Here is a 24,451-nt window from a genome sequence, read left to right on the forward strand (position 1 = left end):
CTCCCGGCCCGCACCCCCGGCGGGCGGGCCGGCCCGCCCGCGCACCCCGGAAACCGGTCACCGTAGGCACAACCAAGTTTATGAACGGTGACGCGACAGTTAAATTCGTACGGGGTTCGCCACACATACAAGAACCGGCGGGACAAAACACTCCTGCCTGACAATTGTTTCGTCACACCGGGTCACCTCGGGCCACACAAAGCCGACTGAGCTGCAAAAACGGCCGTTCACCGGCAGGCGGTTCGCACTACATGACCGAGCTATTGACCATGCGCGATGGGTCGCATATTGTTCCCGGTGCAAGTTCCACCGACGAGATAAACACCGCCAGAATCAGCCGCCAGCCGTCGGCAATCGACGCAGCATTTCCGCTGCCCGTCGTGTCGGGTCAACCGCGCACGCATTCCACCCGACCCACAAGGAATCCCCGTGGAAATACTCACCCCTTCCTGGCGCACCCTGGCCCTTTTCGACGGAATAGGTGGCCACCAGGGAAACCTGCTCCCCCTCCTCGGCACGCTGCACGCGCAACCGGAGAACGCACTCTTCTTCGACCGCATGTTCCGGGCCCTCGACGACCTGCGGGAGCATCTGGGCCCCGTACCCGAACCGGTCGTCCCCGCCGGGAGCCGGCTGCGCCGGTGGTTGACCGCCCCCGCCACCGCGCCGCCCACCGGCACCGACGACTCGGTCGTCGCCGGGATCTGCGTCCACCTGATCCAGCTGTGCGACCTGCAACCCCGGCGGGCCGCCCTCGACACCGTCACCGCCGCCATCGGGCACAGCATCGGGCTCCAGGCGGCCATCGTCGCCGGCCTGCGACCGAAGCGGACGGACGCCTTCCTCGCCCTGGCCGAGACCTCGCTCAAGCTGGTCGCGTTGAGCCTCGCCCGGGGGCACCAGGCCACCACCGGCCGCCAGGTGCCCACCGAGCTGACCGAGCAGTACGCCACCACCGGCGACCCACGGCAGCGACCCGGACCGATGGCGCTGGTCAGCGGCCCCTCCCGGGCGGATCTCGCCGCCCTGGTCGACCGCTACCGGCGCGACACCGGCCGGTCGGTAGCGGTCGGCCTGGTCAACACCCCCACCACCGGTGTGCTCAGCGGGCACACCGAGGACCTGCTGCACTTCCACGCCCACCACGAGGCGGTGTTCCGCGGCGGCGCGGCGACGTGGACGTTCCTCACCAACACCCTGCCGTTCCACAGCCCGCACCTGGCCGCCGCCGCCGACCAGGTACGCCGGGACCGGACCTTCGTCGGCCCCCTGCCCGCCGCCGGTGAGCTGCGGATACCCGTGTACGCGGCGGACGCCCCCCGGACCCTGCCGCCCGACGCCGACCTGCTCGACGAGTTCGTCGAGCAGGTGCTGGTCCGCCCGGTCGACTGGGCGACCGCCAGCGTCCACGCCGTCACCGACGCCGGCATCACCACCGTGCTGGACTGTGGCCCCGGCCCCGCCGCCCGCCGGTTCACCAGGGAGTGCCTCGGCGGCCGGACGCTGCGCTTCGAGTCGATCCGACGAGCCTCCCGGCGACCGTGAAAGGACACCACGTGCACTGTCTACTGTTCCCGGGCCAGGGGGTGCAGCGCCGCGGCATGGGCGCCGACCTGTTCGGCCTGTTCCCCGAGGCCACCGCCAGGGCCGACGAGATCCTCGGCTGGTCCATCGAGGAGCTGTGCACCCGGGACCCGCACCGACGCCTGCGCGACACCCGTTACGCCCAGCCCGCGGTGTTCTTCGTCAACGCCCTGCTCGCGCAGCAGGTGATCACTGAACGACCCGGGCACTACCGGTACTTCGCCGGCCACAGCCTCGGCGAGTACAACGCGCTGGTCGCGGCCGGGGTGCTCGACCTCGACGTCGCCCTGCGGCTGGTCGACCGGCGAGCCGAGCTGATGTCCCAGGTCACCGGCGGGGGCATGTCGGCGGTGCAGGGCCTGCCGGTGTCGTTCGTCAGGCGGGCGTTGACCGAGACCGGCCTGCCCCGGGTGTTCGTGGCGAACCTCAACGCCGACACCCAGAGCACGATCGCCGGGGACCGCGCCGAACTGGCCGTCGCCGCCAAGGCGATCGGCGCGCTGCCCGGGGCCCGGGTCGTCCCGCTCAACGTCAGCGGCCCCTTCCACACCCCGCTGATGGCGGCGGCGGAGCAACGGTTCCGGGCCGTCCTGGACGGCTGCGACTTCGCCCCCGGGCACACCCCCGTGGTCTCCGGGGTCACCGGGGACGTCTTCGACACCGACCGCGCCGCCGAACTGCTCGCCCGGCAGCTGTCCACCCCCGTGGAGTGGGTCCGGGCGGTCACCACCCTGCGCGCGGCCGGCGTCACCGGGTTCGACGAGGTCAACGGCAAGACCCTCAGCGCATTTCTCACCCGCATCGCGGAGAGGTGATTCACCGCATGGACACGGATATCGCGGTCGTCGGCCTGTCGGTCGAGGTGCCCGGGGCCGACGACCTCGACACCTTCTGGCAGATCATCAGTTCCGGGGCGAGTCTCACCCGACCGTTTCCCACGAACCGCCGGGAAAAGCTGGCCGAATACATCAAATATCTCCGGGCGACGAGCATCGAACCGGTGAACGAGCCGGACGTCGAATATCACAACGGTTGTTTCCTCGACGAGGTCGACACCTTCGACCACACCGTGTTCGGAATGAATCCCCGACAGGCCACGCTGACCGACCCGCACCATCGAATGGTCATGCGGGCCATGTTCCTCGCCTTCGAGGACGCCGGTTACGGTTTCGACCGGCTCCGCGGCAGCCGGACGGGGGTGTTCGTCGGTTTCGCGGTCAACCCCGGCTCGACCTATCTGGACTACATCTGCCGGGTCGACCCGAACAACGGCCAGCAGGCCATCACCGGCAACATCCCGGCGATGCTGGCGAACCGGCTGTCGCATTTGCTGGATCTGCGCGGCCCGAGCCTGGTGGTGGACACCGCCTGCTCGGCCACCCTGGTCGCCGTGCACCAGGCCAAGAACGCGCTGCTCGCCGGCGACTGCGAGATGGCGGTGGTCGGCGGCGCCCGGATCGTCTTCTCCCCCGTCAAGCACCCGCACTCCAACATCGGCATCGAGTCCTCCGACGGGGTCACCCGCACCTTCGACGAGGCCGCCGACGGCACCGGCTTCGGCGAGGGGTCCGGTGCGGTCGTGCTCAAGCGGATGTCGCAGGCGCTCGCGGACGGCGACCGGATCTACGCGGTGATCAAGGGCAGCGCGGTCAACCACGACGGCAACACCGAGGGCATCACCAACCCCGACTCCGACTCGCAGGCCGACCTGCTCGACGCCGCCTGGCGCAACGCGGGCGTGCACCCCCGGACCCTCGGCTACCTGGAGGCCCACGGCACCGCCACCCGGGTCGGTGACCCGATCGAGCACGAGGGGATGAAACGCGCCTTCGCCCGGTACACCGGCGACCGGGGGTTCTGCGCGGTCGGCACCGTCAAGGCCAACGTGGGGCACCTGTTCGAGGGCTCCGGGGTGATCGGCCTGATCAAGGCCATCGCGGTGCTGCGCAACCGGATGATCCCGCCGCAGGCCAACTTCAAGAACCCCAACCCGAAGCTCGACTTCGCCGCCGGGCCGCTGTACGTCTCCACCAGCCTGCGGCCGTGGGAGTCCCCCGACGGCCCACGCCGCTGCGGGGTCAGCGCCTTCGGCCTCGGCGGCACCAACGCCCACGTCGTGCTGGAGGAGTACGTCGCGCAGGCACCGGCGGCCCCCGCCGGCCCGGGACCGTTCCTGTTCACCCTCAGCGCGGCCACCCTGAAGTCCCTGGTCCGCCTCGGCGAGCGGTACGTGCGGTTCATCGACGCCGCCGGCCTCGACGGCGTCGACATCGCCGACGTCTGCCACACCAGCCAGGTCTCGCGCAGCGGGCACCGGCACCGGGCGGCGTTCGTCGTCCACGACGTCGCCGATCTGCGCCGGCAACTGGTCGCCTCGCTGGCCGACGGGGCGTCGCCGCCGCCGGACGGCCCGCTGGGCGACGAGGCCCGCCGCTACCTGGCCGGCGCGCCGGTGGACTGGCGTCGACTCGCCGACGGCAACCGCCGGATCGTCAGGCTTCCCGGGTACGCCTTCGACACCACCCCCGCGTGGGTGCAGTTCCCCGACACCTGGCGGGCGCAGCTGTCCCTGGGCACCGTCGAGGAGGAGCACCCGGTCACCCACGACGTCGTGTTCGCCCCCGCCCCCGACCCGGTTCCGGCGACGTCCGGGGCACGGGTGCTGGCCCTGGTCGACCCGGACACCGACGCCGGGCGGTTGCTCGCCGCGGCCGGACTGGACGACCTGCGGGTGCTGCGGCTCGGCGAGCCGGTACGCCCCGGCGGCGCGCCCTTCGACGCCCGCTCGGTGGAGTCCTTCGCCGAGATCGCCCAGCTGGTCGACGACGACGGCGTCACCCACCTGGTGCACGCGCTCGGCTTCGACGCCAACCCCGCCGCCGACCTCGCCGGGCTCGACCTGCGGACCGGCAAGAACCTGCACAGCCTGTTCCAGCTGACCAAGGCGTTGATGGCGGCCGGCGTCAAGCTGGAGCTGACGGTGCTCACCCGACGCGCGGTCTGCGCCCACGACGGGGAACCCGACGTGGTGGTGGAGAACGGCGCGCTGGTCGGCTTCGGCAAGGTGATCGGCCGGGAGTACCCGTACCTCGGGGTCACCCACCTCGACGTCGACCCGGGTGTGTCGCCCGACGCGGTCCGGGCGGAGATCCTCTCCCCCGAACACGGGGTGTTCCTGTGGCGCGACGGGCGACGCCTGCACGAGGTCTTCGTGGAGGTGCCGCAGGTCGACACCGACGGTCCGCAGAGCTACCTGCGGCCGGGCGGCACCTACCTGGTCACCGGCGGCACCGGCGCGCTCGGCCTGGCCGTCGCCCACGCCTTCGCCACCCGGCAGCCCGACGTGACCCTGGTGCTGCTCAGCCGCTCCGGTCTGCCGCCCCGCGACCAGTGGCGGGAGCTGCTGGCCGCGCCGGCCGGCGACGCCCGCGCGACACGGGTACGCGCGGTGCGGGAGCTGGAGGAACTCGGCGCGCGGGTGCGGGTGGTGGCCGCCGACGCCGGTGACCCGGACGCGCTGGCCGCCGCGGTGGCCGACGTCCGGGACGAACACGGCCGCATCGACGGCATCGTGCACGCCGCCGGCCTACCCGGTGGCAGCACCGTCATGTTCCGGGACCTCGCCGACTTCGACGCGGTGGTCCGGGCGAAGCTGCACGCCGCGTTCCTGCTCGACCAGCTCACCGGCGACGACCGGCCGGACTTCGTCGTGCACTTCTCGTCGGTGGCCTCGGTGTTCCCCGCCCCCGGCCAGGCCGACTACGCGGCGGCCAACTACTACCTGGACAACGTGGCCCGCAGCCGGGCCGGCGGGCCGACCCACGTGATCGCGCTGGACTGGGTCGCGTGGAAGGAGATCGGCATGGCCGTCGACCACGGCACCAGCGGCGACACCATGTTCCGGGCCCTGCCCACCCGGGTCGCGCTGGACGTCCTCGACGCGGGCCTGCGCTCCGGCCGGTCCCGACTCTTCGCCGGGGAGCTGCACTACCGGGGGGAGCTGATCCACCTGCTGCGTTCCTACGACGTACGGCTCTCCACCGAAATCGACGCGAAGGTCGAGAAGGAGATGCAGGCGTTGGAGCAGCGGCTGCGACAGGCCGCCGACAAGATCAGGGCCACCGTCGACGCGGTGGGCGTCGAGTTGGCGGGCCGGCCGGAGGGCGGGTACACCGACGTCGAGCGGTCCGTCGCGCAGTGTCTCGCCCTCGCCTTCGGCTATCCGACGCTCGACATCGAGGCGGATTTCTTCGACCTGGGCGGCGACTCCATCATGGCCGCCTCGGTGGCCAACACCATCGCCGTCCGGCACGACGTGCAGTACGACGTCGCGGACCTGCTCGCCGACCGGACCGTCGCCGAGATCGCGTACCACGTCGAGGACCTGGTCGCCTTCGCGGAAACCGCCTCCTGAACGACACCGATCGGAGGGTGGCATGTCGGACATGACTACCGGGCCGGCGCTGCGGCGCATCGTCGGCTTCGCCCTGCCGCTGACCGCGGCGAACCTGCTGCAACAGGGCTACCTGCTGGTCGACAGCGTCGTCGTCGGCCGTTACGTCGGAGTCGAGGGGCTGGCCGTGGTGGGCGCCTGCGGGCCCCTGTTCTATCTGCTCAACGCCATGTTCATCGGGCTGGGCACGGCGTTCACCATCCGGTTGGCTCACCTGACCGGCGGTCAGCAGGTCGACCGTCGCCGCGACGTGGTCGCCGCTCTCACCCTGCTCACGGTCGTCTGGTCCGTCGGTTGTGTGATCCTGGCGACGCTGCTGGTCGATCCGGCGCTGGCGGTGATGGGCATCGACGGACGGCTCGCCGCCGACTCGGCCCGGTTCTTCGGCACCCTGGCGCTCGGCTTCCCCGGGATCTTCGGCAGCGCCGCGGTCAGCGCCTACTTCCGTGGGCTGGGTGACTCCCGGTCGGCGATGTGGGTGCAGGGCGTCGGCAGCATCGCCAACGTCGTCCTGGTGCTGGTCTTCGTCGCCGTCCTCGACGGGGGTGTGGTCGGCGCGGCGTTGGCCACCGCCGTGGCCAGCACGGTGGCCCTGGTGGTCGGGCTGGTCTGGGCGGCGCGCGCCCATCCGGTGCGGCGCGGCGGGCCACGGCCGGCCCTGCGCCGGGAACTCGTCGACGCCGCCCGGCTGGGCCTGCCCCTGGCCAGTCAGCACATCGTGCTCGCCGTCGGGATCATGGTGCTGGTCGGGATCATCCAGTCCTACGGGGAGGTGGTCCTCGCCGCGTTCACGATCGTCTCCCGGATCGAGTTGTTCACCGGCATCCTGTTCCTCGACTTCTCGGGGGCGGTGACCGCCTTCGCCGCGCAGAACCTCGGCGCGGGGGAACTGGCCCGGGCCCGCACGGGGCTGCTGCGCACGCTGCGGTTGACGGCCGTGCTGTCGGTGCTGGTCGCCGGGGTGGTGCTGGTCGCCCGCGCCCCGCTCGCCGCGCTGTTCACCGACGATCCGGCCACCCGGGAGCTGACCGGACGCTACCTGGCGATCATCTATCCGTTCCTGCTCCTCTACACCGCCATGGTGGTCATCCACGGCTACCTCAACGGTGCCGGCCGGACGACCGCACCGCTGATCTGCACGCTCATCGCCTTCGTCGCCGTACAGATCCCGTTCGCCTGGCTGCTCAACGGACCGTTCGGCATCGACGCCGTGATGTGGGCGGTGGTGGCCAGTTGGACGGCCGGGCTGACCTACAGCGTGTTCTGCCTGCGGCGGGTGCTGTTCGTCCGGCCCGCGCCGGCGGCGGTGCCCGCCGCGACCTGATGCCCCGCCCATCCCCGCCCGTGAGGACCCCCATTGATCACGCACCGCACCGCCGAGGTGACGTTCCACGCGGGCCGCAGCCGGACCGCCCACCTGACCTGGGGCCAGCAGGGCACCTGGGACGTCCTGCGACAGTGGCTGCCGGAGATGAAGCCGTTCTTCGTGCTGACCCGGTGGCTGGACGTACCCCTGCTGCTGGAGGTCGACGACGTGCTGGCGCAGCTCTCCCACCTGCTCCAGCGGCACGAGTCGCTGCGGACGCTCTTCCCGCCGGGGGTCGACGGCCAGGGCAGCCAGCACGTCCTCGGCGAGGGCGTGGTCGAGGTCGAGGTCGTGGACCGGCCCGACGGTGACCCGGTCAGCTTCGCCGACATCGTCACCGACTGTCTGGGCCGGGCCGGCACCCGGCCGTTCGCCCACGACACCGAGCTGCCGATCCGGTTCGCGGTCGCCACCCACGAGGGCATCCCCGTGCTGCTGATGTTCGCCGTGTCCCACCTGGCGGCGGACCACCTCGGCGCGGATCTGCTGGCCGCCGAGCTGGCCGCGCTGCTGCGGGCCAGGACCGACGGCGACGCCCCGCCGCCGGCCCGACCGGCGGTGCAGCCGGTCGACCTGGCCGTCTTCGAACGCTCCCCGGACGGGCAACGCCTCAACGTCGACGCGCTGGCGCACCTGCGTCAGCAGCTCCGCCGCCTGCCGGCGGATCCGCTGCCCGGGCGGGTCACCCCGGCCGGCCCCCGGTACTGGCGCGGTGAACTCGCCTCCGACGCCGCCGCTGTGGCCCTGCGGCTGGCCGCCCGACGGCTGCGCACCACCACGTCGGTCACCCTGCTGGCCGTCGTCAACGCGCTGGTGCGCACGTTCTGCGCCACGCCGGTCTATCCGCTGGACATCATGCAGAGCAACCGGGTGGAACCGGAGCTGCGATACACCGTGACCAGCCTCAACCAGGCGGTCCGTACCGCCATGGAGGTCTCCGGCGACAGCGTCGGTGACCTGGTCGGGCACGCCCGTGCCGCGATGGGGGCGGCGATGCGGCACGCCCGCCACGACGGCCGGGCCGCCGCTCAGGTGGCCCGCGCCGCCGCCGAGGCCGCCGGGCGGCCCCTGCCGGTCGGCGGGCAGTTCAACGACAGGTGGTCGCTGCAACCGCGACCCGCCGGCCCGGTGCCGGACCCGCAGGTGTTGGCCGGGCTGGCCGCGACGACCACCTTCGCGTGGCCGCAGCGGGCCGCCGCCGAGGCGATGCCGTTGTACGTCGACGCGAGCGGCACCGCCGAGCGGATCCACCTGTCGCTGATGGCCGACACCGCCCTGCTCGCCCCCGCCGACATCAGGGGTTTCCTGTACGCCGTGGAGCAGGTCGCCGTCGAACTGGCCCGGGACGACGTCAGCCTGCGCCGGGTGACGGAGATCTTCGACAGCCACCGGCTCTGCGAGGTCCCCGGCCCTCCGCACACCCCGTGACCGTCCCCGCCCCGACCGCCTCGTTCGCGACCGGGCAACGGGGCGAATGGTCCGGCCGGCCTCGTCAGTGCACGACGACGACCGCCGAGGGCGGTTCCAGGTCGGCGAGCCGCGACGGGCGGACCACGAGGAACAGCACCGCCAGCGCCGCCACCATGCCCCCGGCCACGACCAGCGCCATCGCCACCGCGCCGTTGCCCAGCACCCCCACCATCGGGGCGGCCACCGCGCCGACGCCGAACTGCACCGCGCCGAGCAGGGCCGAGGCGGTGCCGGCGGCCTCACCGTGGCGGGACAGCGCCAGCGCCGGGGCGTTGGGCATCGCCAGTCCGGCCGCCGCGAGCACCACCCACAGCGTCACCAGCAGGGCGGGCAGCCCACCGAACCCGGTCGCGGCGAAGGCCAGCAGGGCCAGCCCGGCCAGGGTCCCGATGCTCAGCGAGGTGACCAGGATGCGCTGCGGCGAGTAGCGGCGCAGCAGCCGTACGTTGTACTGGGCGGCGCCGATCAGGCCCACCGCTCCCGCCCCGAACGCCAGTCCGAACTGCTGCTCGTCGAGCCCGTACCTCTCCTGGAGGACGAACGACGAGCCGGCCACGTACGCGAACAGCGCCGCCATGGCCAGCCCGGCGACCACGACCAGCCCCACGAAGGTCCGGTCGCGCAGCAGCGAGCCGTACAGGCTCACCGTCGACCACGCGCCGCCGCGTTGGCGGCGCTCGGCGGGCAGGGTCTCGGGCAGGCCGATCACGGCGACCACGACGAGCAGCACACCGAAGACGGCCAGGGTCACGAAGACACCCCGCCAGTCGGTCCAGCGCAGCACCCCGCCGCCGAGGGTCGGGGCGAGGACGGGGGCGGCGCCCATCACCAGCAGCAGCCGGGACAGCAGGGTGGCGAAGGCGGTGCCGCTGAACAGGTCCCGCAGCACCGCCATCGCGACCACCGTGGCGGCGGCGACACCGAGGCCCTGCACCACCCGCAGCGCGCCGAGGACGACGATGTGCTGGGCGACGACGCAGAGCGCCGACGCCACGACGTGCAGGGCGAGGCCGGCGATCAGCGGGCCCCGGCGGCCGACGGCGTCGGAGAGCGGCCCGATCAGCAGTTGACCGAGGGCGAGCCCGGCCAGCGTGCCGGTGAGGGTCAGCTGGACCGCCGCCGAGGTGGTCATCAGGTCGGCGGCGATGGCGGGCAGCGCCGGCAGGTACATGTCGATGGTCAGCGGGCCGATGGCGATCAGCGAGCCGAGGACGAGGACGAGCCGGACCCGCTGCCGGCGGGTCATCAGGTCTCCGGGCGTCGGCGCGACCTTGGCCAGCCGGTCGTGGGCGAGGTCGGTCATCGGGGAAGCTCCGCCCGGTCGTGGTGCGGCCGGGCGTGAGACGGTACGACTGTCACACCTGGCTTCAAATCCGGACCCGCTGGTCTGATTCCCGCTCCACCGAGAGGTAACGCGGGTCACAGCCGATGGTCACGGCTCAGGCCGGGTCCACGCGCCCCTGCCGCCAGTACCCCATGAAGGCGACGGCGTGGCGGTCCATGCCCCGCTCGGCGACGAGGTGCCGGCGCAGGGCGCGGATGACACCGGCCTCCCCGGCCAGCCAGGCGTAGACGGGCACGGGCGCGGTCGGGGTCGGCACCTCCCACAGCGGGGCCACGTCGACGTCGACGTCGACGACCGCTGCGGCGGGCACCGTGGCGGTGCGGGTCAGCAGCCGCTGTGCCGCCGCGGCCACGGCGGGCAGCAGCCGGCTGCCGTGTCCGCCGCCGGCCCGGGCCAGCCAGCTGACGGTGACGCCGGGTGGGGCGGACACCGGCAGGACGTCGGCCGGGTCCGGCACCTCCAGCAGCACCTCGCCCCGGGCGTCGAGGGGCAGGCGTTCCAGGATGGCGCTGATCGCGGGCACGGCGGTCTCGTCACCGGCCAGCAGCAGGCGGCCGGCGGGCGGCGGGCGGAACTCGATGCCGCCGTGCTCGCCGTCGTAGCCGGCGTCGGGTCCGAGCAGACCGGCCTCGTCGCCGGGGCGGACCCGCAGCGCCCACCGGCCGGCCGGGCCGTGGTCGCCGTGCAGCACCAGGTCCACGTCCACCTCGGCCAGGTGCGGCCGGACCGCCCGGACGGTGTACGTGCGGATCGGCCAGCGCTCCTGCTCGGGCAGGGCGCGCCAGTGGGTGTACCAGTCGTCGCCGCCGGGCAGGTGGACACCGGGTCGGCCGGGCAGCGGCAGCACCAGCTTGATCCGCTGGTCGTACCCGTTGTCGGCGAACCGGTCGAGGTCCGGGCCGGTGAAGGTGACCCGCAGGAACGACGGGCTGAGCCGACGCGCCGCGCGTACCTGCACGTCGAACAGCCGCCAGGGGGCGACGGGCAGGGTCGCGGTGCCGGTGGGGCGGTGCCGCTCCCCTGCCGGGCGAACTCGATCACCAATCACATAGGCGAGGCTAACCTAACCAGGAAGATGAATGGCGACCCGGGTCACCCACCCCCCGTTCGGGGCACGTCGCCACCCCACCGGGCAGCCCCGACCCTGGTCAGCGGGCCCCGGTGGCGCGGTCGAGGAAGAGCAACCGGGCCCGCTTCTCCGGCAGGTCGATCTCCGGCCCCGGCACGAAGCCGGCGCGGACCAGCCGGTCGATGGCGCGGGCGTTGCGGGCGTCCGGCTCGGCCACGATCCGCAGCCGGGTCGGGTCGGCCAGCACGAACGCCAGGAAGACGTCGAGGAGCACCCCGGTGAAGCCGGGCTCCCGCCCACCGTCCGGCGGGCCGATGAGCAGGTGGATGCCGAAGTCACCGGGGCGTACGTCGTAGCAGTGGCCGACCGGGTCGGCCGCCGGCTCGTAGGTCTGGAACAGCGCCGCCGGCCGGCCGTTGCGGTGGACCAGGTAGGCATGGTGGGTGGTCAGTGAGTCGAGGTACGCGTAGATCTCCCGGACCCGCTCCCGGCTGGCCCCGCCCATGCCCCAGAACCGGGACCGCTCCCGGGTCACCCAGTCGTGGATCACCGCGACGTCCCGGTCGGGGTCCACCGGCCGGATGGACACCTCTCCGAACCCGTCGACCCGGCACGAGGTGGAGGTCGGCGTGGTGGTCATGGCACTCCTTCCGGGCGACGGGCCCGACCGGGCCGTCACTTTTCGCTGTCGAAACGACACCGTCGGCGACGAGTCAGGCAGACCTCACCACAACTTCGGAAAGTACGCAAACGAGCACCCGGAGCAATCTTCCCGCCGCAAGCCCCCGCGCGCCGACGGCGACACCGCAACGGCGACACCGGAATACCGCGCCCAACCACCGGCGATCGGCCACCGCATCCAGGGCGGTCACACCTGTGACGCGTCAGGCATCCCCCGGTATTGACTCACGTAATTTGTTCTGTTAGCACACCCATGCCCGGCGGCAAAGGCGGACTTTTGCTCGGCAGGCCGAGGCTCACTATTTGTGGAACAGGGGGTGACACATTGCTGTTCGTCGTTGAATAATTGCCGTTGTCGAGTGCCGATCCCGGTGCGCGCCGGCGTTTACCGAAGGGACAGCCGTGAAACGTGACCAGTCACCGGTGCTGCCGGGCGACGGCTCCACGGACTACGCCCGTTACATGCGCACCGACGAGCTGCTCGCCCTGCAACGCCGCCCGGAGGAGGTGCTCCACCGCGACGAGTTGCTCTTCCAGGTGGTGCACCAGTCCGCCGAGCTGTGGCTGAAGCTGGCCGGGGCCGAGCTGACCGCCGCCGTCGGGCGGACCGGGGCCGCCGACCCGGCCGGGGCGGCGGCGCTGCTGGCCCGCGCGACGCTCGCGGTGCGGCTGGTCACCGACCAGTTGGAGATGTTCCGGCACCTGTCGCCTGTCGACTTCCAGACGATGCAACCCGCGCTGGGCAACGGATCCGGTGCCGAGTCGCCCGGCTGGCGGCAGGCCGCGACGGTGAGCCGACAGCTCGGCCGGGCCTTCGCCGGGCACCTCGCCACCCGGGGCGGCCGGCTCGACGCGCTGGCCCCGGACGACCCGACCCGGCGGCTCGCCGCCGCGATGATCGCCTGGGACGAACAGGTCCACCGGTGGCGGGCGCGTCACTACGAGGTCGCCCTACAGGTCGGCGGGCACGCCCCCGACGGCACCCCGGGCAGCGCGGCGACCGTGCTCGCCAAGCTCCTCGGGCACCGGTTCTTCCCCGAGCTGCACCCGGGCCGGACGGGCGTCGGCGTCCCGGTGTCGGCGCATTCGGGCACCACCGAGGCATGACGAGCCGCGCCACTCGAAGAAATCGTCGGCGCTCCCCCTGACACATACCCCTCCGAGGTGCGGTTCGTGCATGAGCTGACGAGCTGGTCGTCCGGTACGGCCGATCCCGAGCAATTTCCCTACCATGCAGTGGTCACCGAATTTCATCGCGTCGGTAAACACTTCGTCAAAAAGCAACTTCTCGTCCAGCTGGACCAGGCCCGCGCCCGGGTGAACGCCCGGGCCACCCCCGCCCGCGAGTTGTCCGCCTTCCTCGACGTGGCGCTCGACAAGTGGGACGCCCGATACGACTACCGCAGCTATCTGGCTCTGCCCCTGCTCCCCCTGCCCACCGCGTCCCCGGAGACCGGACCGGTCGGGCGGGCGGCCGACGAGGTCGACCGGGCCGGGCCGGGCAGCGGGCGGTGGGAACGCGACAGGCTCCTGGTCGACCTCGTCGCCGACGCCCTCGCCTTCGAACTGGCCGCCTCGACCGACGCCATCGACCTGCTCCCCGAGCAGCGGCCGGGCCCGGCGCTGGCGGCCAAGCGGTGCCGGCTCGGGGTACGCGCCGTCGCGGCAGCCCTGGCCCGGCTCGGTCACGCCGGGGCGGGCACCGGGCAGGACCCGGTCGCGGCAGCGGTGGCGCTGCACCGGCTCGCCGTCACCGGCCGCGACCCCGGCCGGGAACGCGCCCTGCGGTTGAGCATGCTGCCGGTCTACGTCTCCCACGACGAGTACCTGTTCATCCGGGTGCTCCAGGCGTACGAGTGCGTCTTCGCCGGGGTCGCCGAGGAACTGTGGGGCGCGATCGTCGCGTTGGACACGGGCCGGCCCCGCCCGGCCGCCAGCCGGCTGGCGTACGCCAGGGAGCTGATCAGCGGTGCCGGCGGGCTGTTCTCCCTGCTGGCCACCATGCAACCGGCGGCGTTCCGGACCTTCCGCGAGTACACCGAGGGGGCCAGCGCCATCCAGTCCCGCTCGTACAAGATCATGGAGTCGCTGTGCCGAACACCGGAGGCGGAGCGGTTGGACTCCGCCGCGTACCTGTCGGTGCCTGAGGTACGCGAGGTGGTGCGGGCCGGCCAGCCGTCGATCGACCGGGCCTACCGCGCGGCGGTCCACGCCGGATCGCTGCGCGGGCCCGACCTCGACCGGGTACGGCAGCAGATGGCCGCCTTCGCCGAGGCGGTGCTGACCTGGCGTCGCACCCACCACCGGTTGGCGATCCGGATGCTCGGCGCCCGCTCCGGCACCGGCTACACCGAGGGCACCCCCTACCTGGCGGCCGTCCGCGCCGTCCCGGTCTTCACCACCGTGTCCACCGAGAACCGTCCACCCCGGACCGAACCGATCGGAGGCTGCTGCGAGTGAGCGCACCCGCAACCCACCCGGCGCGTTGCCTGGACAGCACCGCACACGCCGCCCTGCGCGCCGAGTTCCCGGTGCTGGAAACCTGCGTCTACCTGAACAACAACTCCACCGGCGCGGCACCCCGGGGCGTCGAACGGGTGCTCGCCGACTACTGGGCGACCCTGCGCGACTGGCGCGACGACGTGTGGCAGGGCTGGCACGTCGGCCTCGACCGGTACGCCGACGCGGTCGCCGCGCTGCTCGGCGCGCCCCCGGGCAGCGTGGTCACCGACGCGAACCTGAGCACCCTGCTGGCCCGGGTGCTGTCCTGCTTCGACTACCGTCCGCCGCGCGACCGGATCGTCACCACCGACCTGGAGTACCCGACGGTGCCGTTCATCGGCACCGCGTTCGGCCGCTACGGCGCGCGGCTCGACGTGGTCGGCACCGGCGGACCCCGGTTCGACGAGGACGCCCTCGAGGCCCGCATCGACGAGCGGACGCTGCTGGTGTGCGTACCCCATGCGAGTTTCTCCTCCGGGGCCACCATCGACCTGGACCGGCTGGTGGCCCGCGCCCACGACGTCGGCGCGCTGGTGGTGGTGGACGCGTTCCAGACCGTCGGGGCGGTCCCGCTGGACGTCACCGCGCTCGGCGTCGACATCGTCCTCGGCGGCGCGCACAAGTGGCTGTGCGGGGCCGGCACGGCCTTCCTCTACGTCCGCCCCGACCTGGTCGAGCGGCTGGCACCGGCGGCGACCGGATGGCAGGCCGGCGACCGGGCGTTGACCTTCCGGGTGTCGACCGGGTGGGCGGCGGGGGCGCAACGCTTCGCCGGTGGCACGCCGTACCCGTTGACCTCGCTGATCTCCCAGGTCGGCCTGGACCTGCTGGCGGGCGTCGGGATCGGGGCGATCCGGGCGCACTCGCTGGCGCTGACCCAGCGGGTCCTGGACCGGGCGGCGGCGGCCGACATCACCGTGGTCAGCTCCACCGACCCGCAGCGCCGGGGCGGGGTGGTCTGCCTGGACGTCCCCGACGGCGAGCAGGTCAAGCGGCGGCTGGCCGCGCGGAACATGATCTGCAGCTGGCGGGGCTGGCTGCGGGTCGGGCCACACGTCTACAACACCCTCGACGAGGTCGACACGTTCATGGACGCGCTGACCGAGGAACTGGGCCGGTGAGCGTCACCCTGTCCCCCCGGGCGCTGATGAGCCTGCTCGTCAACGGTCCCAAGGCCGTCGACGTGCTGGAGACCGCGCTGACCCTCGGCCTGCTCGACGCGCTGGACCCCGGTCCGGTACGCCTGGACGCGCTGGCCGACCGGTTCGGGGTGCGCCCGCTGCGGCTCTACAAGTTCCTCGACTGCCTGGAGAGCCTCGGCTGCGTCACCCGCCACGAACCCGACGACGACATCGCCGGGGCCAGCTACCGGGCGGTGCCGGGGCTGCGCGACGCCGTGCTGGCGGTGGTCGGCCCGGACGCGATCGAACGGGACCGGGACCGCTACCCGTGGCGGCTGCTGCACGGCCGGCTCGCCGAGAGCCTGCGTGGCGAGGTCGGCATGACCGACGACGACTTCGCCTGGCCGCCGAAGACCGACGCGCAGACCGCCGACTTCGAACGCAGCATGGCCGCCGGGCTCGGCCCGGTGATCGAGACGCTGCGCCGGCACGCCGACCGGCTCTGGTCGGACCGGCGACGCCTGCTGGACGTCGGCGGTGGCGACGGCACGCTCGCCGCGCACATCCTCGACACCGCCGACGGCCTGCGGGCCGACGTGTTCAACCTACCGGCGGTGGCGCCCCTGGTGGCGGCCACCCGGGTCGACCGGGGGCATCCCGACCGGTTGGGCTTCGTCGGCGGCGACTTCCTGGCCGGGCCGCTGCCGACGGGCTACGACGCGATGGCGTTCGTCCGGGTGCTGCACGACTGGCCGAACGACGTCGCCCGCCGCCTGGTCGAGCAGGCGTACGCGGCACTGGAGCCGGGCGGGCTGCTGCTGATCGCCGAGGAGTTCCGCACCCCGGACCGGCTGGCCGTGCAGTTCTTCTGGAGCTACTTCCTGATCGGGGTGGACAGCTGCGTCAGCCGGCTGCGGGAGGTCGAGTTCTACACCGGGCTGCTCGCCGAGGTCGGTTTCACCCGGGTAGGGGTGCTGCCCGGCGGGTGGGAACTGGTCACCGCGTACAAGCCGGGGTGACCGGCGGCCGGGCCGGCGGACCGTGCTGGCCCGCCGGCCGGGCCGGTCAGGGGCGGCGGGCCAGCACCGCGCCGTTCGCCCCGGGGGCCTCGAACGGCACCGTGCGCACGTCGACGAAGCCGACGTCGGTCAGCCAGGCCCGGTACTCCGCACCGGAGTAGTTCTTGCCGCCCTCGGTCTCGACGAGCATGTTCATGCCCATCAGGGCGGCCTCCGGCGGGCCGGTGCGCTCGTCGTTGAGCAGCAGCTCACTGATGACGATCACCCCGCCGGGCGGCAGCGCGGCGAAACACTTGGCCAGCAGCGCCCGGTTGGTCGGTTCGTCCCAGTCGTGCAGGATCATGCTGAGCAGGATCACGTCGTGCCCGTCGGGCAGGGCCGGGTCGGCGAGGAAGTCACCGGCGACCGTGCCGATCCGGTCGGTCAGGCCGGCCTCCGCGATCCGCTCGCCGGCCCGTACGCACACGTGCGGCAGGTCCAGGATCGTCGCCCGCAGCTGCGGCAGCCGCAGGCAGAACTCGATCGGGAACGCCCCCGCGCCGCCGCCGACGTCGAGCAGCCGCCGGTGCGCGCCGAAGTCGTACGCGTCGGCCAGGGCGCGGGCGGTGAACCGGGAGGTGGCGAACATGGCGTCCCAGAACTGGGCCACCAGCTCCGGGTCGGTGGTGTCGAACAGCGAGTCCTGCTGCTGCGGGTCCCAGGTGAGCGGCCGGTTGCCGCGCAGCGCCTCGCCCACCCGGTGCCAGGGCAGGTAGGTGCGCAGGTCGGAATAGCGCACCTGGGCGCCGAAGTAGTACGGCTGCCCCTCGACCAGAAACTGCTCGGCCAGCGCGGAGTTGCGGTAGCCGTCGCCGGCCCGCTCCAGCAGCCCCAGCGACGCGCTGGCCGACAGCAGCAGGTCGGCGGGGCGTTCGTCGAGCCCGAACTCGGCGGCGGCCTGCGCCACGGTGACGGTCCGTCCGCCGGCCAGCCGGGTGAACAGGCCGAACTCGACGCCGACGGCGAGGGTCTTGAAGCCCCAGACGCCGGCGACGAGTTGCATGAGAGGAGTGGGAGTGATCATGGGAACATCAGATCATGGAACGGTGACGCGGTGGCACGCGCCGGTCACTATGGAGTAATGATTCGCTTCGTCCTGAACCTGCTGTGGCTCATCCTCGGTGGCGGAATCGTGCTGGCGCTCGGCTACTTCGTCGCGGCGGTGGTCTGCTTCGTCCTCATCATCACCATCCCGTTCGGGGTGGCGTCGCTGCGGCTGGCGTCGTACTCGCTGTGGCCGTTCGGCCGTACCCTGGTCACCAAGCCGGGGGCCGGCGTGCCGTCCGGGCTGGCGAACGTGCTGTGGGTGCTGCTGGCCGGCTGGTGGCTGGCGCTGTCCCATCTGCTCGCCGGGATCGCGCTCTGCGTCACGATCATCGGCATCCCGTTCGGCATCGCCAACTTCAAGCTCGTCCCGGCGGCGTTCTGGCCGCTCGGCCGGGAGGTCGTCGAGGCCCCCTGACCCCGCGGCGTCGCCCCCGGCCCGGACCGCGACGATCCGGCGTCGTCCGGGGGCACCACGGCCGCGACGGCCGGGGGTACGCCGGTCAGGGCCGCCGGTCGGCGTGCAGCCGGTCGAGGTGGGCGGCGAGTTCGTCGGTGACCAGCAGGTCGGTGCGGATCCGGTCGTGCGGGTAGCCGGCCCGGCCGATCATGTGCGCGGCGACCGGCGCGGTGGCCAGCTGGAACGCCCCGACCAGCACCAGCGTGGTGACGTCCACCCCGGTCCGCAGCCGCAGCGCGCAGCCGAGCAGCACCAGCAGCAGGCCGAGCACCTGCGGCTTGGCGGCGGCGTGCATCCGCGACAGCAGGTCGGGGAAGCGGACCAGGGCGACCCCGGCGGCGAGGCTGAGCAGCGCGCCGCCCAGCAGACAGGCCGCGGCCACCACGTCGAGCACCGCGTCGACGCTCACCTGTCGTCCCGGCGGGTGGCGAAGCGGGCGACGCTGACCGAACCGACGAAACCGAGGATGGCCAGCACCACCAGGATCGGCAGCGCGGTAGCGTCCCGGCTGTAGGCGGCCTCGGTCGCCACCGCGGCCACCACGATCGCCAGCAGCACGTCGGTGGCGACCGCCCGGTCGAGCACCGACGGCCCCCGGACGATCCGGGTGAGGGTGAGCGCACCGGCCACCGCCAGCAGCACGGTGACGATCACGGCGACAGCGGTCATCTCGAACTCCCTTCCAGGGTGGACGGTGTGTGCTCCCGGACCAGCCGTTGCTCCTGCGCCGAACCGATCGCCGCGATCAACCGGGCCTCCAGCTCCAGCACGCCGTCGCGGAAGCGTTCGACCTCGGCGCGGTCGCGCACCCCGAGCACGTGGACGTAGAGGATGCCGGCGTCCCGGTCGACCTCGACGATGAGGCTGCCCGGCACCAGGGACAGCGCCTCGGCGGTCAGGGTCAGGTTGAGGTCGGAGCGGACCCGCAACTGCACCGCGATGATCGCGCCCAGCGGGGGGTGCCCGAACCGCAGCGCCAGCACCGCGATCTGGACGCTGGCCACCACCAGGTCACGCAGGAAACGCAGGGTGAAGCGCAGCAGCGGCAGCGGGTGCACCCGCCCGGCGAAGGTCACCGGGGGTAGCGGGAAGACGGTCAGCACCACCAGCCCCACGACCAGCCCGCCGAGCACGTTGGCCCAGCTCAGCGTCCCCCAGAGCAGCACCCAGACGGTGACCAGCACGATCATCGCGACGGCCCGGTTGCGGCGGCGGGCCGCCCGGGTCAGCGGCCGGTCCTCGGGATGATCCGGGGCCGGCCCACCCCCGGGAAGCGGCGGCGACGGCTCCCCGGGCGGCGGCGACCGGTCCGGGCGGCGCTGCGGCGGCGGATCGTGGCTCACGGGGTCCCCCCGGGGTAGACGGCCTCGACGTACGGGGTACGCCGCAGCAGGTCGTCGGCGGCGTCGGAGCTGAGGTCGAACAGCGGTCCCGCCACCACGGTCAACCCCAGCCCCAGCACCACCAGAGCGACCGTCGGCGCGATCATCAGGCGGGGCAGCATCGCGCCCGGGTGGGCGTCGCGGTCCGGCCCCCGGTAGGGCTGCTCCACCCCGTCGGTGCGCACGGTGTGCACGCTGTCCTGCGGTTCGGGCATGTCCGGATGCGGGCGACGCCAGAACGCCAGGTTCCACACCCGGGCGATCGCGTACAGGGTGAGCAGGCTGGTCAGCAACCCGCCCGCGACCAGCACCCAGGCCAGCGGGCCGCCGTCGTCCACGCCGGCCTGGACCAGGCCGAGCTTGCCCAGGAAACCGGAGAACGGGGGGATGCCGGCCAGGTTCAGCGCGGGCACGAAGAACAGCACGGCGAGCAGCGGCGACAGCCGGGCCAGCCCGCCGAGGCGGTCCAGCGCGGCGCTGCCGCCCCGGCGTTCGACCAGACCGGCGGCGAGGAACAGGGTGGTCTGGATGGTGATGTGGTGCACCACGTAGAAGATCGCGGCGGCCAGCCCCAGCGACGAGCTGAGCCCCACCCCGAACAGCATGTAGCCGATGTGGCTGATCAGGGTGAACGACAGCAGTCGTTTGATGTCGGACTGGGCGACCGCGCCGAGGATGCCGACCAGCATGGTCAGGGCCGCCACCACCAGCAGCAGGTCGGCCGTCCGGCCACCGGGGAACAGCAGCGTCTCGGTGCGGATGATGGCGTACACGCCGACCTTGGTGAGCAGGCCGGCGAAGACGGCGGTGACCGGCGCGGGCGCGGTGGGGTAGCTGTCGGGCAGCCATGCCGACAGCGGGAAGACCGCCGCCTTGATGCCGAAGGCGAGCAGCAGCATCCCCTGCAGCACCAGCCGCAGGTCGTCGGGGAGGGCGTCGAGCCGGTCGACGAGCTGCGCCAGGTTGAGGGTGCCGGTGGCCGAGTAGACCAGCCCGATCGCCACCAGGAAGATCAGCGACGACAGCAGGCTGACCACGACGTACGTGGTGCCGGCCCGGATCCGGGTCTCGGTGCTGCCCAGGGTGAGCAGCACGTAGCTGGCGACCAGCAGGATCTCGAAGCCGACATAGAGGTTGAACAGGTCGCCGGAGAGGAACGCGTTGCACACCCCGGCGGTGAGCACCAGGTAGGTGGGGTGGTAGACCGACAGCGGGGTGTCCTCGTGCCCGTCGGCCATGCCCTGCCCGATGGAGTACACCAGCACGCAGAGGGTGACGGCGGCGGACACCACCAGCATCAGCGCGGCGAGTTGGTCGGCGACGAGCACGATGCCCAGCGGCGCGACCCAGCCGCCGACCTCGACGACGAGCGGCCCGTCGATCGAGGAACGGACGAGCAGGGTGGCGGCCACCGCCACGGTCGCGGTGAGCACGGTGAGGCTGACCCACCGCTGGGCCCGGGGGCGGCTGGCCAGCAGCAGGGTCAGGGCCGCGCCGAGCAGCGGCATCACCACCGGCAGTGGGACGAGGTAGTTCACGCGTCCCTCCCCCGCTCGCCGGCCGTCGCCGCCACTGAGGCCGGCGAAGGCCGTCGGCTGTCCGGGTCGGGCCGGCCGTCGCCGTCGGGCTGGTCGTCGGAGTCGGACTGGTCGGCGTCGTCGGTGCCCGGCCCCTCGTCCCGGTCGGCCAGGTCCATGATCCGGCGGTCCTCCACGTCGTCCTGCACCTCGTCGTGGCCGTTGAGGTGCCAGCTGCGGTACGACAGCGCCAGCAGGAACGCGGTCATCCCGAGGGTGATGACGATGGCGGTGAGCACCATCGCCTGAGGCAGCGGATCGCTCATCTCGTCGGCGTCGGTGGTGCCGACGATCGGCGGGCCGCCGGCCCGGCCACCGGTGAGCAGCAGCAGGTTGGCCCCGTTGCCGAGCAGGATGACGCCCATCAGCACCCGGGTGAGGCTGCGTTCCAGCAGCAGGGTCACCCCGGCGGCGAAGAGCACACCGACCACCACGATGTAGGTGAGGTTGGGGGTCACACCAGCTCCTTGTCCCGTACGTCGTCGTGGGCGTCCTCCTGCTGGCGGTCCATCTCGGCGCCGAGGCTGCGCAGGATGTCCAGCACCAGGCCGACCACGATCAGGTAGACGCCGACGTCGAAGAAGACCGACGAGACGAAGTGGACCTTGCCGAGCAGGGGCAGGTGCAGGTCGAGCACCGCGCTCTGCAGGAAATCCCCGCCCAGTGGCATCGCCACCACGCCGGTGCCGACGGCGAGGAACAGCCCCGCGCCGAGCACCGCCCCGGCGTCGACAGGCGCGGCGGCGTTGAGTTCCCGCCGGCCACCGGCCAGGTAACGCACGGCCAGGGCCAGGCCGGCGACCAGCCCGGCGGCGAACCCGCCGCCGGGGGCGTTGTGACCGGAGAAGAGCAGGTAGACGGAGAACAGCACGATGGCGTGGAAGAGCAGCCGGGTGACCACCTGGAGGATCACCGAGTGCCGGTGCGCCTCGAAGCCGGCGGTCAGCCAGCGCGGCCCGCCGGTGGTCGCCGGTCGGGGGCCGGGGACGGCGCTGCGCCGGTCCAGGTCCCGGGAGCGGCGGAAGATCAGGCTGGCCACCCCGGTGGCGGCCACCACCAGCACCGCGATCTCGCCCATGGTGTCCCAGGCCCGGATGTCGACCAGGGTCACGTTGACCACGTTCTTGCCGCCGCCGTAGGAGACCGCCTCGTCGGGGAACCGCTCGGAGACCGGGATGGCCAGCCGGCCGCTGGACGCGACCCAGGCCATCCCGGACACGACCGCGCCGACGGCGACCCCGAGGGCGATCCGGCCGCGCCGGCTGCGGCGGATCGGCCGGGCCGAGAACTTCACCGGCAGCCGACGCAGCACCAGCACGAACATGACGATGGTGACGGTCTCGACCAGGAACTGGGTCAGCGCCAGGTCCGGTGCGCCGTGCAGGACGAACATCAGCGCGGTGCCGTAGCCGGCGACCCCGACCAGGATCATCGCGGTGAGCCGGCGCAGCGCGCGGGCGGCCATCACGGCGGCCACGATCACCAGGGCGGCGACGACGGCCTGCAACGGGGTGTCCCAGGCGCGGAACTGCCGGGGCCACGGGCCGCCGGTGAGCAGCGCCCCGCCGGGCAGCACGACCAGCACCACCAGGATGATCCCGAGATAGAACGGCAGCGAGCCCCGCTGGGTCGCGCCGGTCAGCTCCACCGCCAGCCGGTCCACCCCGGCGACCAGCCGTTCGTAGCCGGCCGCGCCGTCCAGCGGCGTCCACCGGGTCGCCCGCAGCCGACCCCGGTGCAGCAGCAGGAACAGCCCGGCACCGGCCGCCACCGCCAGGGCGGACAGCCCCAGGGCCGGGGTCAGGCCGTGCCACAGCGCCAGGTGGTAACCCGGCCCGGCGGTGGAGAACCCGTCGGCGTACGGGGCGAGCAGCCCGTCGAGGGCCGGGGCGGCGACACCGACGACCAGCCCGGCGACGGCGAGCAGCGCCGGGGCGGCGAGGAACGACAAGCCCGCCGGATGCGCTTCGGTCGGCGCGACACCGGGCTTGGCGGCGAACGCCCCCCACAGGAACCGCAGCGTGTACGCCACGGTCAGGGCCGAGCCGGCCACCACCCCCGCCAGCACCAGCAGGTCCGCCGGGCCTCCGTGCTGCAACGCGTCGAGGGCGGCCTCCTTGGCGACGAACCCGGCCATCGGCGGCAGCCCGGCCATCGACGCGGCGGCCAGCACGGCGACCCCGGCCAACGCCGGCGCGCGCCGGCCGAGCCCGCTGAGTTCGTCCAGGTCCCGGGTGCCGGTGGTGTGGTCGACGATCCCGACGACGAGGAAGAGGGTGGCCTTGAACAGGGCGTGCGCCAGCACCATGGCCGCGCCGGCCAGTGCGGCGTCCCGGGTGCCGGCCCCGAGGATCACCATCAGCAGTCCGAGCTGGCTGACCGTGCCGTAGGCGAGCAGCAGCTTCAGGTCGGTCTGGCGCAGCGCCACCCAGCCGCCGAGCAGAAGGGTGGCCAGGCCGGTGCACAGCAGCACCACCCGCCAGGCGGTGACGTCGGCGACCGCCGGGCCGAGCAGCGCGACCAGGAACACCCCGGCCTTGACCATCGCGGCGGCGTGCAGGTAGGCGCTGACCGGGGTGGGGGCGGCCATCGCACCGGGCAGCCAGAAGCTGAACGGCACGATCGCCGACTTGCTGAGCGCGCCGAGCAGGATCAGTATCAGCGCGGTGACCAGGTAGCCGCCGCCGGGCAGGTCGGTGGCGACGACCGACCAGCGGTAGCTGCCGGCGTGCTGGCCGAGCATCACGAACCCGGCCAGCATGGCCAGCCCGCCCAGGGTGGTGACCAGCAGCGCCTGCATGGCGGCCCGCCGGCTGGCCCGCTTCGCCGGGTCGTAGCCGATCAGCAGGTACGAGAAGACGGTGGTGAGTTCCCAGAACACGTAGAGCAGCAGCAGGTCGTCGGAGACGACCAGGCCGAGCATGGAGCCGGCGAAGGCGACGAAGACCGCGGCGAAGCGACCCAGCCCGGGGTCGTCGGAGCGGAAGTACCTGGCGCTGTACGCCAGCACCAGCGCGCCGACCCCGCCGACGAGCACCACCATCAGCCAGGACAGGGTGCCCATCCGCAGGGCCAGTTCCAGGCCGATCCGGGGCACCCACGGCCAGGTCTCCACCACCGGCTCACCGGACCGCACCCCACCGGTACGGGTCAGCGCCCAGACCAGCGTGGCGGCCGGGGCCAGCGCGACGGCGTAGAGCGCCCGGCGTCCGAAGCGGCGTACCAGCCCCGGGGCGACCACGGCTGCCAGTGCGTGGACCGCCACCAGGACCAGCACATACCCTCCTCGAAGTTCGGTGTCGGGTCTCGCCCGCCCGCTCGGGGCTGCGCGGGACCGGC

At 72.9% G+C, this 24,451-nt stretch carries 20 protein-coding genes; 10 read left to right on the forward strand and 10 right to left on the reverse strand.

Going from position 1 to position 24,451, the window contains the following annotated elements; translation table 11 throughout:
• Positions 1–429: 429 nt before the first annotated feature.
• From ACWCHM_RS12820 to ACWCHM_RS12840, 5 genes are read left to right on the forward strand one after another with little or no spacing between them, the layout of a single operon-like run.
• Complete coding sequence (locus tag ACWCHM_RS12820; RefSeq protein WP_204960067.1) at positions 430–1,545, forward strand: ACP S-malonyltransferase; 1,116 nt, start codon at positions 430–432, stop codon at positions 1,543–1,545.
• Positions 1,546–1,556: 11 nt separating this feature from the next.
• A complete protein-coding gene (locus tag ACWCHM_RS12825; RefSeq protein WP_204960069.1) occupies positions 1,557–2,399 on the forward strand; it encodes an ACP S-malonyltransferase in 843 nt (280 codons plus the stop codon).
• 8 nt (positions 2,400–2,407) lie between these two features.
• On the forward strand, positions 2,408–5,998 hold the full coding sequence (locus ACWCHM_RS12830) for an SDR family NAD(P)-dependent oxidoreductase (protein ID WP_454222557.1): 3,591 nt from the start codon (positions 2,408–2,410) through the stop codon (positions 5,996–5,998).
• Between the two features lie 22 nt (positions 5,999–6,020).
• Entirely contained in the window at positions 6,021–7,361 is a 1,341-nt protein-coding gene (locus ACWCHM_RS12835) for an MATE family efflux transporter (protein WP_454222558.1), read from the forward strand.
• A 33-nt stretch (positions 7,362–7,394) separates the two neighbouring features.
• On the forward strand, positions 7,395–8,831 hold the full coding sequence (locus tag ACWCHM_RS12840; RefSeq protein WP_454222559.1) for a condensation domain-containing protein: 1,437 nt from the start codon (positions 7,395–7,397) through the stop codon (positions 8,829–8,831).
• A gap of 64 nt (positions 8,832–8,895) precedes the next feature.
• Here the strand turns inward: ACWCHM_RS12840 and ACWCHM_RS12845 are convergent, their stop codons facing one another.
• The 3 genes from ACWCHM_RS12845 to ACWCHM_RS12855 form a co-directional block, all read right to left on the reverse strand.
• Positions 8,896–10,119 carry a multidrug effflux MFS transporter gene (locus tag ACWCHM_RS12845; protein WP_204960331.1) on the reverse strand — a complete coding sequence of 408 codons (1,224 nt, stop codon included), beginning with the start codon at positions 10,117–10,119 and terminating at the stop codon, positions 8,896–8,898.
• Positions 10,120–10,312: 193 nt separating this feature from the next.
• Positions 10,313–11,263: a siderophore-interacting protein gene (locus ACWCHM_RS12850; RefSeq protein ID WP_454223071.1), complete on the reverse strand. Its 951-nt coding sequence runs from the start codon at positions 11,261–11,263 to the stop codon at positions 10,313–10,315.
• Positions 11,264–11,366: 103 nt separating this feature from the next.
• Positions 11,367–11,927 carry a GNAT family N-acetyltransferase gene (locus ACWCHM_RS12855; RefSeq protein ID WP_454222560.1) on the reverse strand — a complete coding sequence of 187 codons (561 nt, stop codon included), beginning with the start codon at positions 11,925–11,927 and terminating at the stop codon, positions 11,367–11,369.
• A 443-nt stretch (positions 11,928–12,370) separates the two neighbouring features.
• Here ACWCHM_RS12855 and ACWCHM_RS12860 point away from each other — a divergent pair, with 443 nt between their 5' ends.
• Genes ACWCHM_RS12860 through ACWCHM_RS12875 form a run of 4 tightly spaced genes read left to right on the forward strand, consistent with a single transcriptional unit; the run spans position 12,371 to position 16,610 of the window.
• Entirely contained in the window at positions 12,371–13,075 is a 705-nt protein-coding gene (locus ACWCHM_RS12860; RefSeq protein ID WP_454222561.1) for a tryptophan 2,3-dioxygenase family protein, read from the forward strand.
• 57 nt (positions 13,076–13,132) lie between these two features.
• Positions 13,133–14,428, forward strand: a complete 1,296-nt coding sequence (locus ACWCHM_RS12865) for a tryptophan 2,3-dioxygenase family protein (protein WP_454222563.1) — start codon at positions 13,133–13,135, stop codon at positions 14,426–14,428.
• The gene (locus tag ACWCHM_RS12870) at positions 14,425–15,591 is read left to right on the forward strand and encodes an aminotransferase class V-fold PLP-dependent enzyme (RefSeq protein ID WP_454222564.1); all 1,167 of its coding nucleotides are present in this window, start codon (positions 14,425–14,427) and stop codon (positions 15,589–15,591) included. The genes ACWCHM_RS12865 and ACWCHM_RS12870 overlap by 4 nt, the downstream gene beginning before the upstream one ends.
• Positions 15,588–16,610 carry a methyltransferase gene (locus ACWCHM_RS12875; RefSeq protein ID WP_454222565.1) on the forward strand — a complete coding sequence of 341 codons (1,023 nt, stop codon included), beginning with the start codon at positions 15,588–15,590 and terminating at the stop codon, positions 16,608–16,610. The genes ACWCHM_RS12870 and ACWCHM_RS12875 overlap by 4 nt, the downstream gene beginning before the upstream one ends.
• A gap of 46 nt (positions 16,611–16,656) precedes the next feature.
• Here the strand turns inward: ACWCHM_RS12875 and ACWCHM_RS12880 are convergent, their stop codons facing one another.
• The gene (locus ACWCHM_RS12880; RefSeq protein WP_454222566.1) at positions 16,657–17,673 is read right to left on the reverse strand and encodes a methyltransferase; all 1,017 of its coding nucleotides are present in this window, start codon (positions 17,671–17,673) and stop codon (positions 16,657–16,659) included.
• Between the two features lie 57 nt (positions 17,674–17,730).
• Between ACWCHM_RS12880 and ACWCHM_RS12885 the strand changes: the two genes are divergently transcribed.
• A complete protein-coding gene (locus ACWCHM_RS12885) occupies positions 17,731–18,111 on the forward strand; it encodes a YccF domain-containing protein (RefSeq protein ID WP_281897869.1) in 381 nt (126 codons plus the stop codon).
• 85 nt (positions 18,112–18,196) lie between these two features.
• On the opposite strand, the gene mnhG is transcribed toward ACWCHM_RS12885, so the two are convergent.
• From mnhG to ACWCHM_RS12915, 6 genes are read right to left on the reverse strand one after another with little or no spacing between them, the layout of a single operon-like run.
• Positions 18,197–18,562 carry a monovalent cation/H(+) antiporter subunit G gene (gene mnhG, locus ACWCHM_RS12890; protein WP_145920159.1) on the reverse strand — a complete coding sequence of 122 codons (366 nt, stop codon included), beginning with the start codon at positions 18,560–18,562 and terminating at the stop codon, positions 18,197–18,199.
• Positions 18,559–18,822: a monovalent cation/H+ antiporter complex subunit F gene (locus tag ACWCHM_RS12895; protein ID WP_088645903.1), complete on the reverse strand. Its 264-nt coding sequence runs from the start codon at positions 18,820–18,822 to the stop codon at positions 18,559–18,561. Before ACWCHM_RS12895 ends, mnhG begins: the two co-directional genes overlap by 4 nt.
• The gene (locus ACWCHM_RS12900; protein ID WP_454222568.1) at positions 18,819–19,496 is read right to left on the reverse strand and encodes a Na+/H+ antiporter subunit E; all 678 of its coding nucleotides are present in this window, start codon (positions 19,494–19,496) and stop codon (positions 18,819–18,821) included. Before ACWCHM_RS12900 ends, ACWCHM_RS12895 begins: the two co-directional genes overlap by 4 nt.
• Positions 19,493–21,073: a Na+/H+ antiporter subunit D gene (locus tag ACWCHM_RS12905; protein ID WP_454222569.1), complete on the reverse strand. Its 1,581-nt coding sequence runs from the start codon at positions 21,071–21,073 to the stop codon at positions 19,493–19,495. Before ACWCHM_RS12905 ends, ACWCHM_RS12900 begins: the two co-directional genes overlap by 4 nt.
• On the reverse strand, positions 21,070–21,570 hold the full coding sequence (locus ACWCHM_RS12910; protein ID WP_454222571.1) for a Na(+)/H(+) antiporter subunit C: 501 nt from the start codon (positions 21,568–21,570) through the stop codon (positions 21,070–21,072). Before ACWCHM_RS12910 ends, ACWCHM_RS12905 begins: the two co-directional genes overlap by 4 nt.
• Positions 21,567–24,389: a Na+/H+ antiporter subunit A gene (locus ACWCHM_RS12915; protein WP_454222572.1), complete on the reverse strand. Its 2,823-nt coding sequence runs from the start codon at positions 24,387–24,389 to the stop codon at positions 21,567–21,569. The genes ACWCHM_RS12910 and ACWCHM_RS12915 overlap by 4 nt, the downstream gene beginning before the upstream one ends.
• Between the last annotated feature and the right edge of the window lie 62 nt (positions 24,390–24,451).

This window comes from Micromonospora sp. SCSIO 07396, from assembly GCF_053667945.1.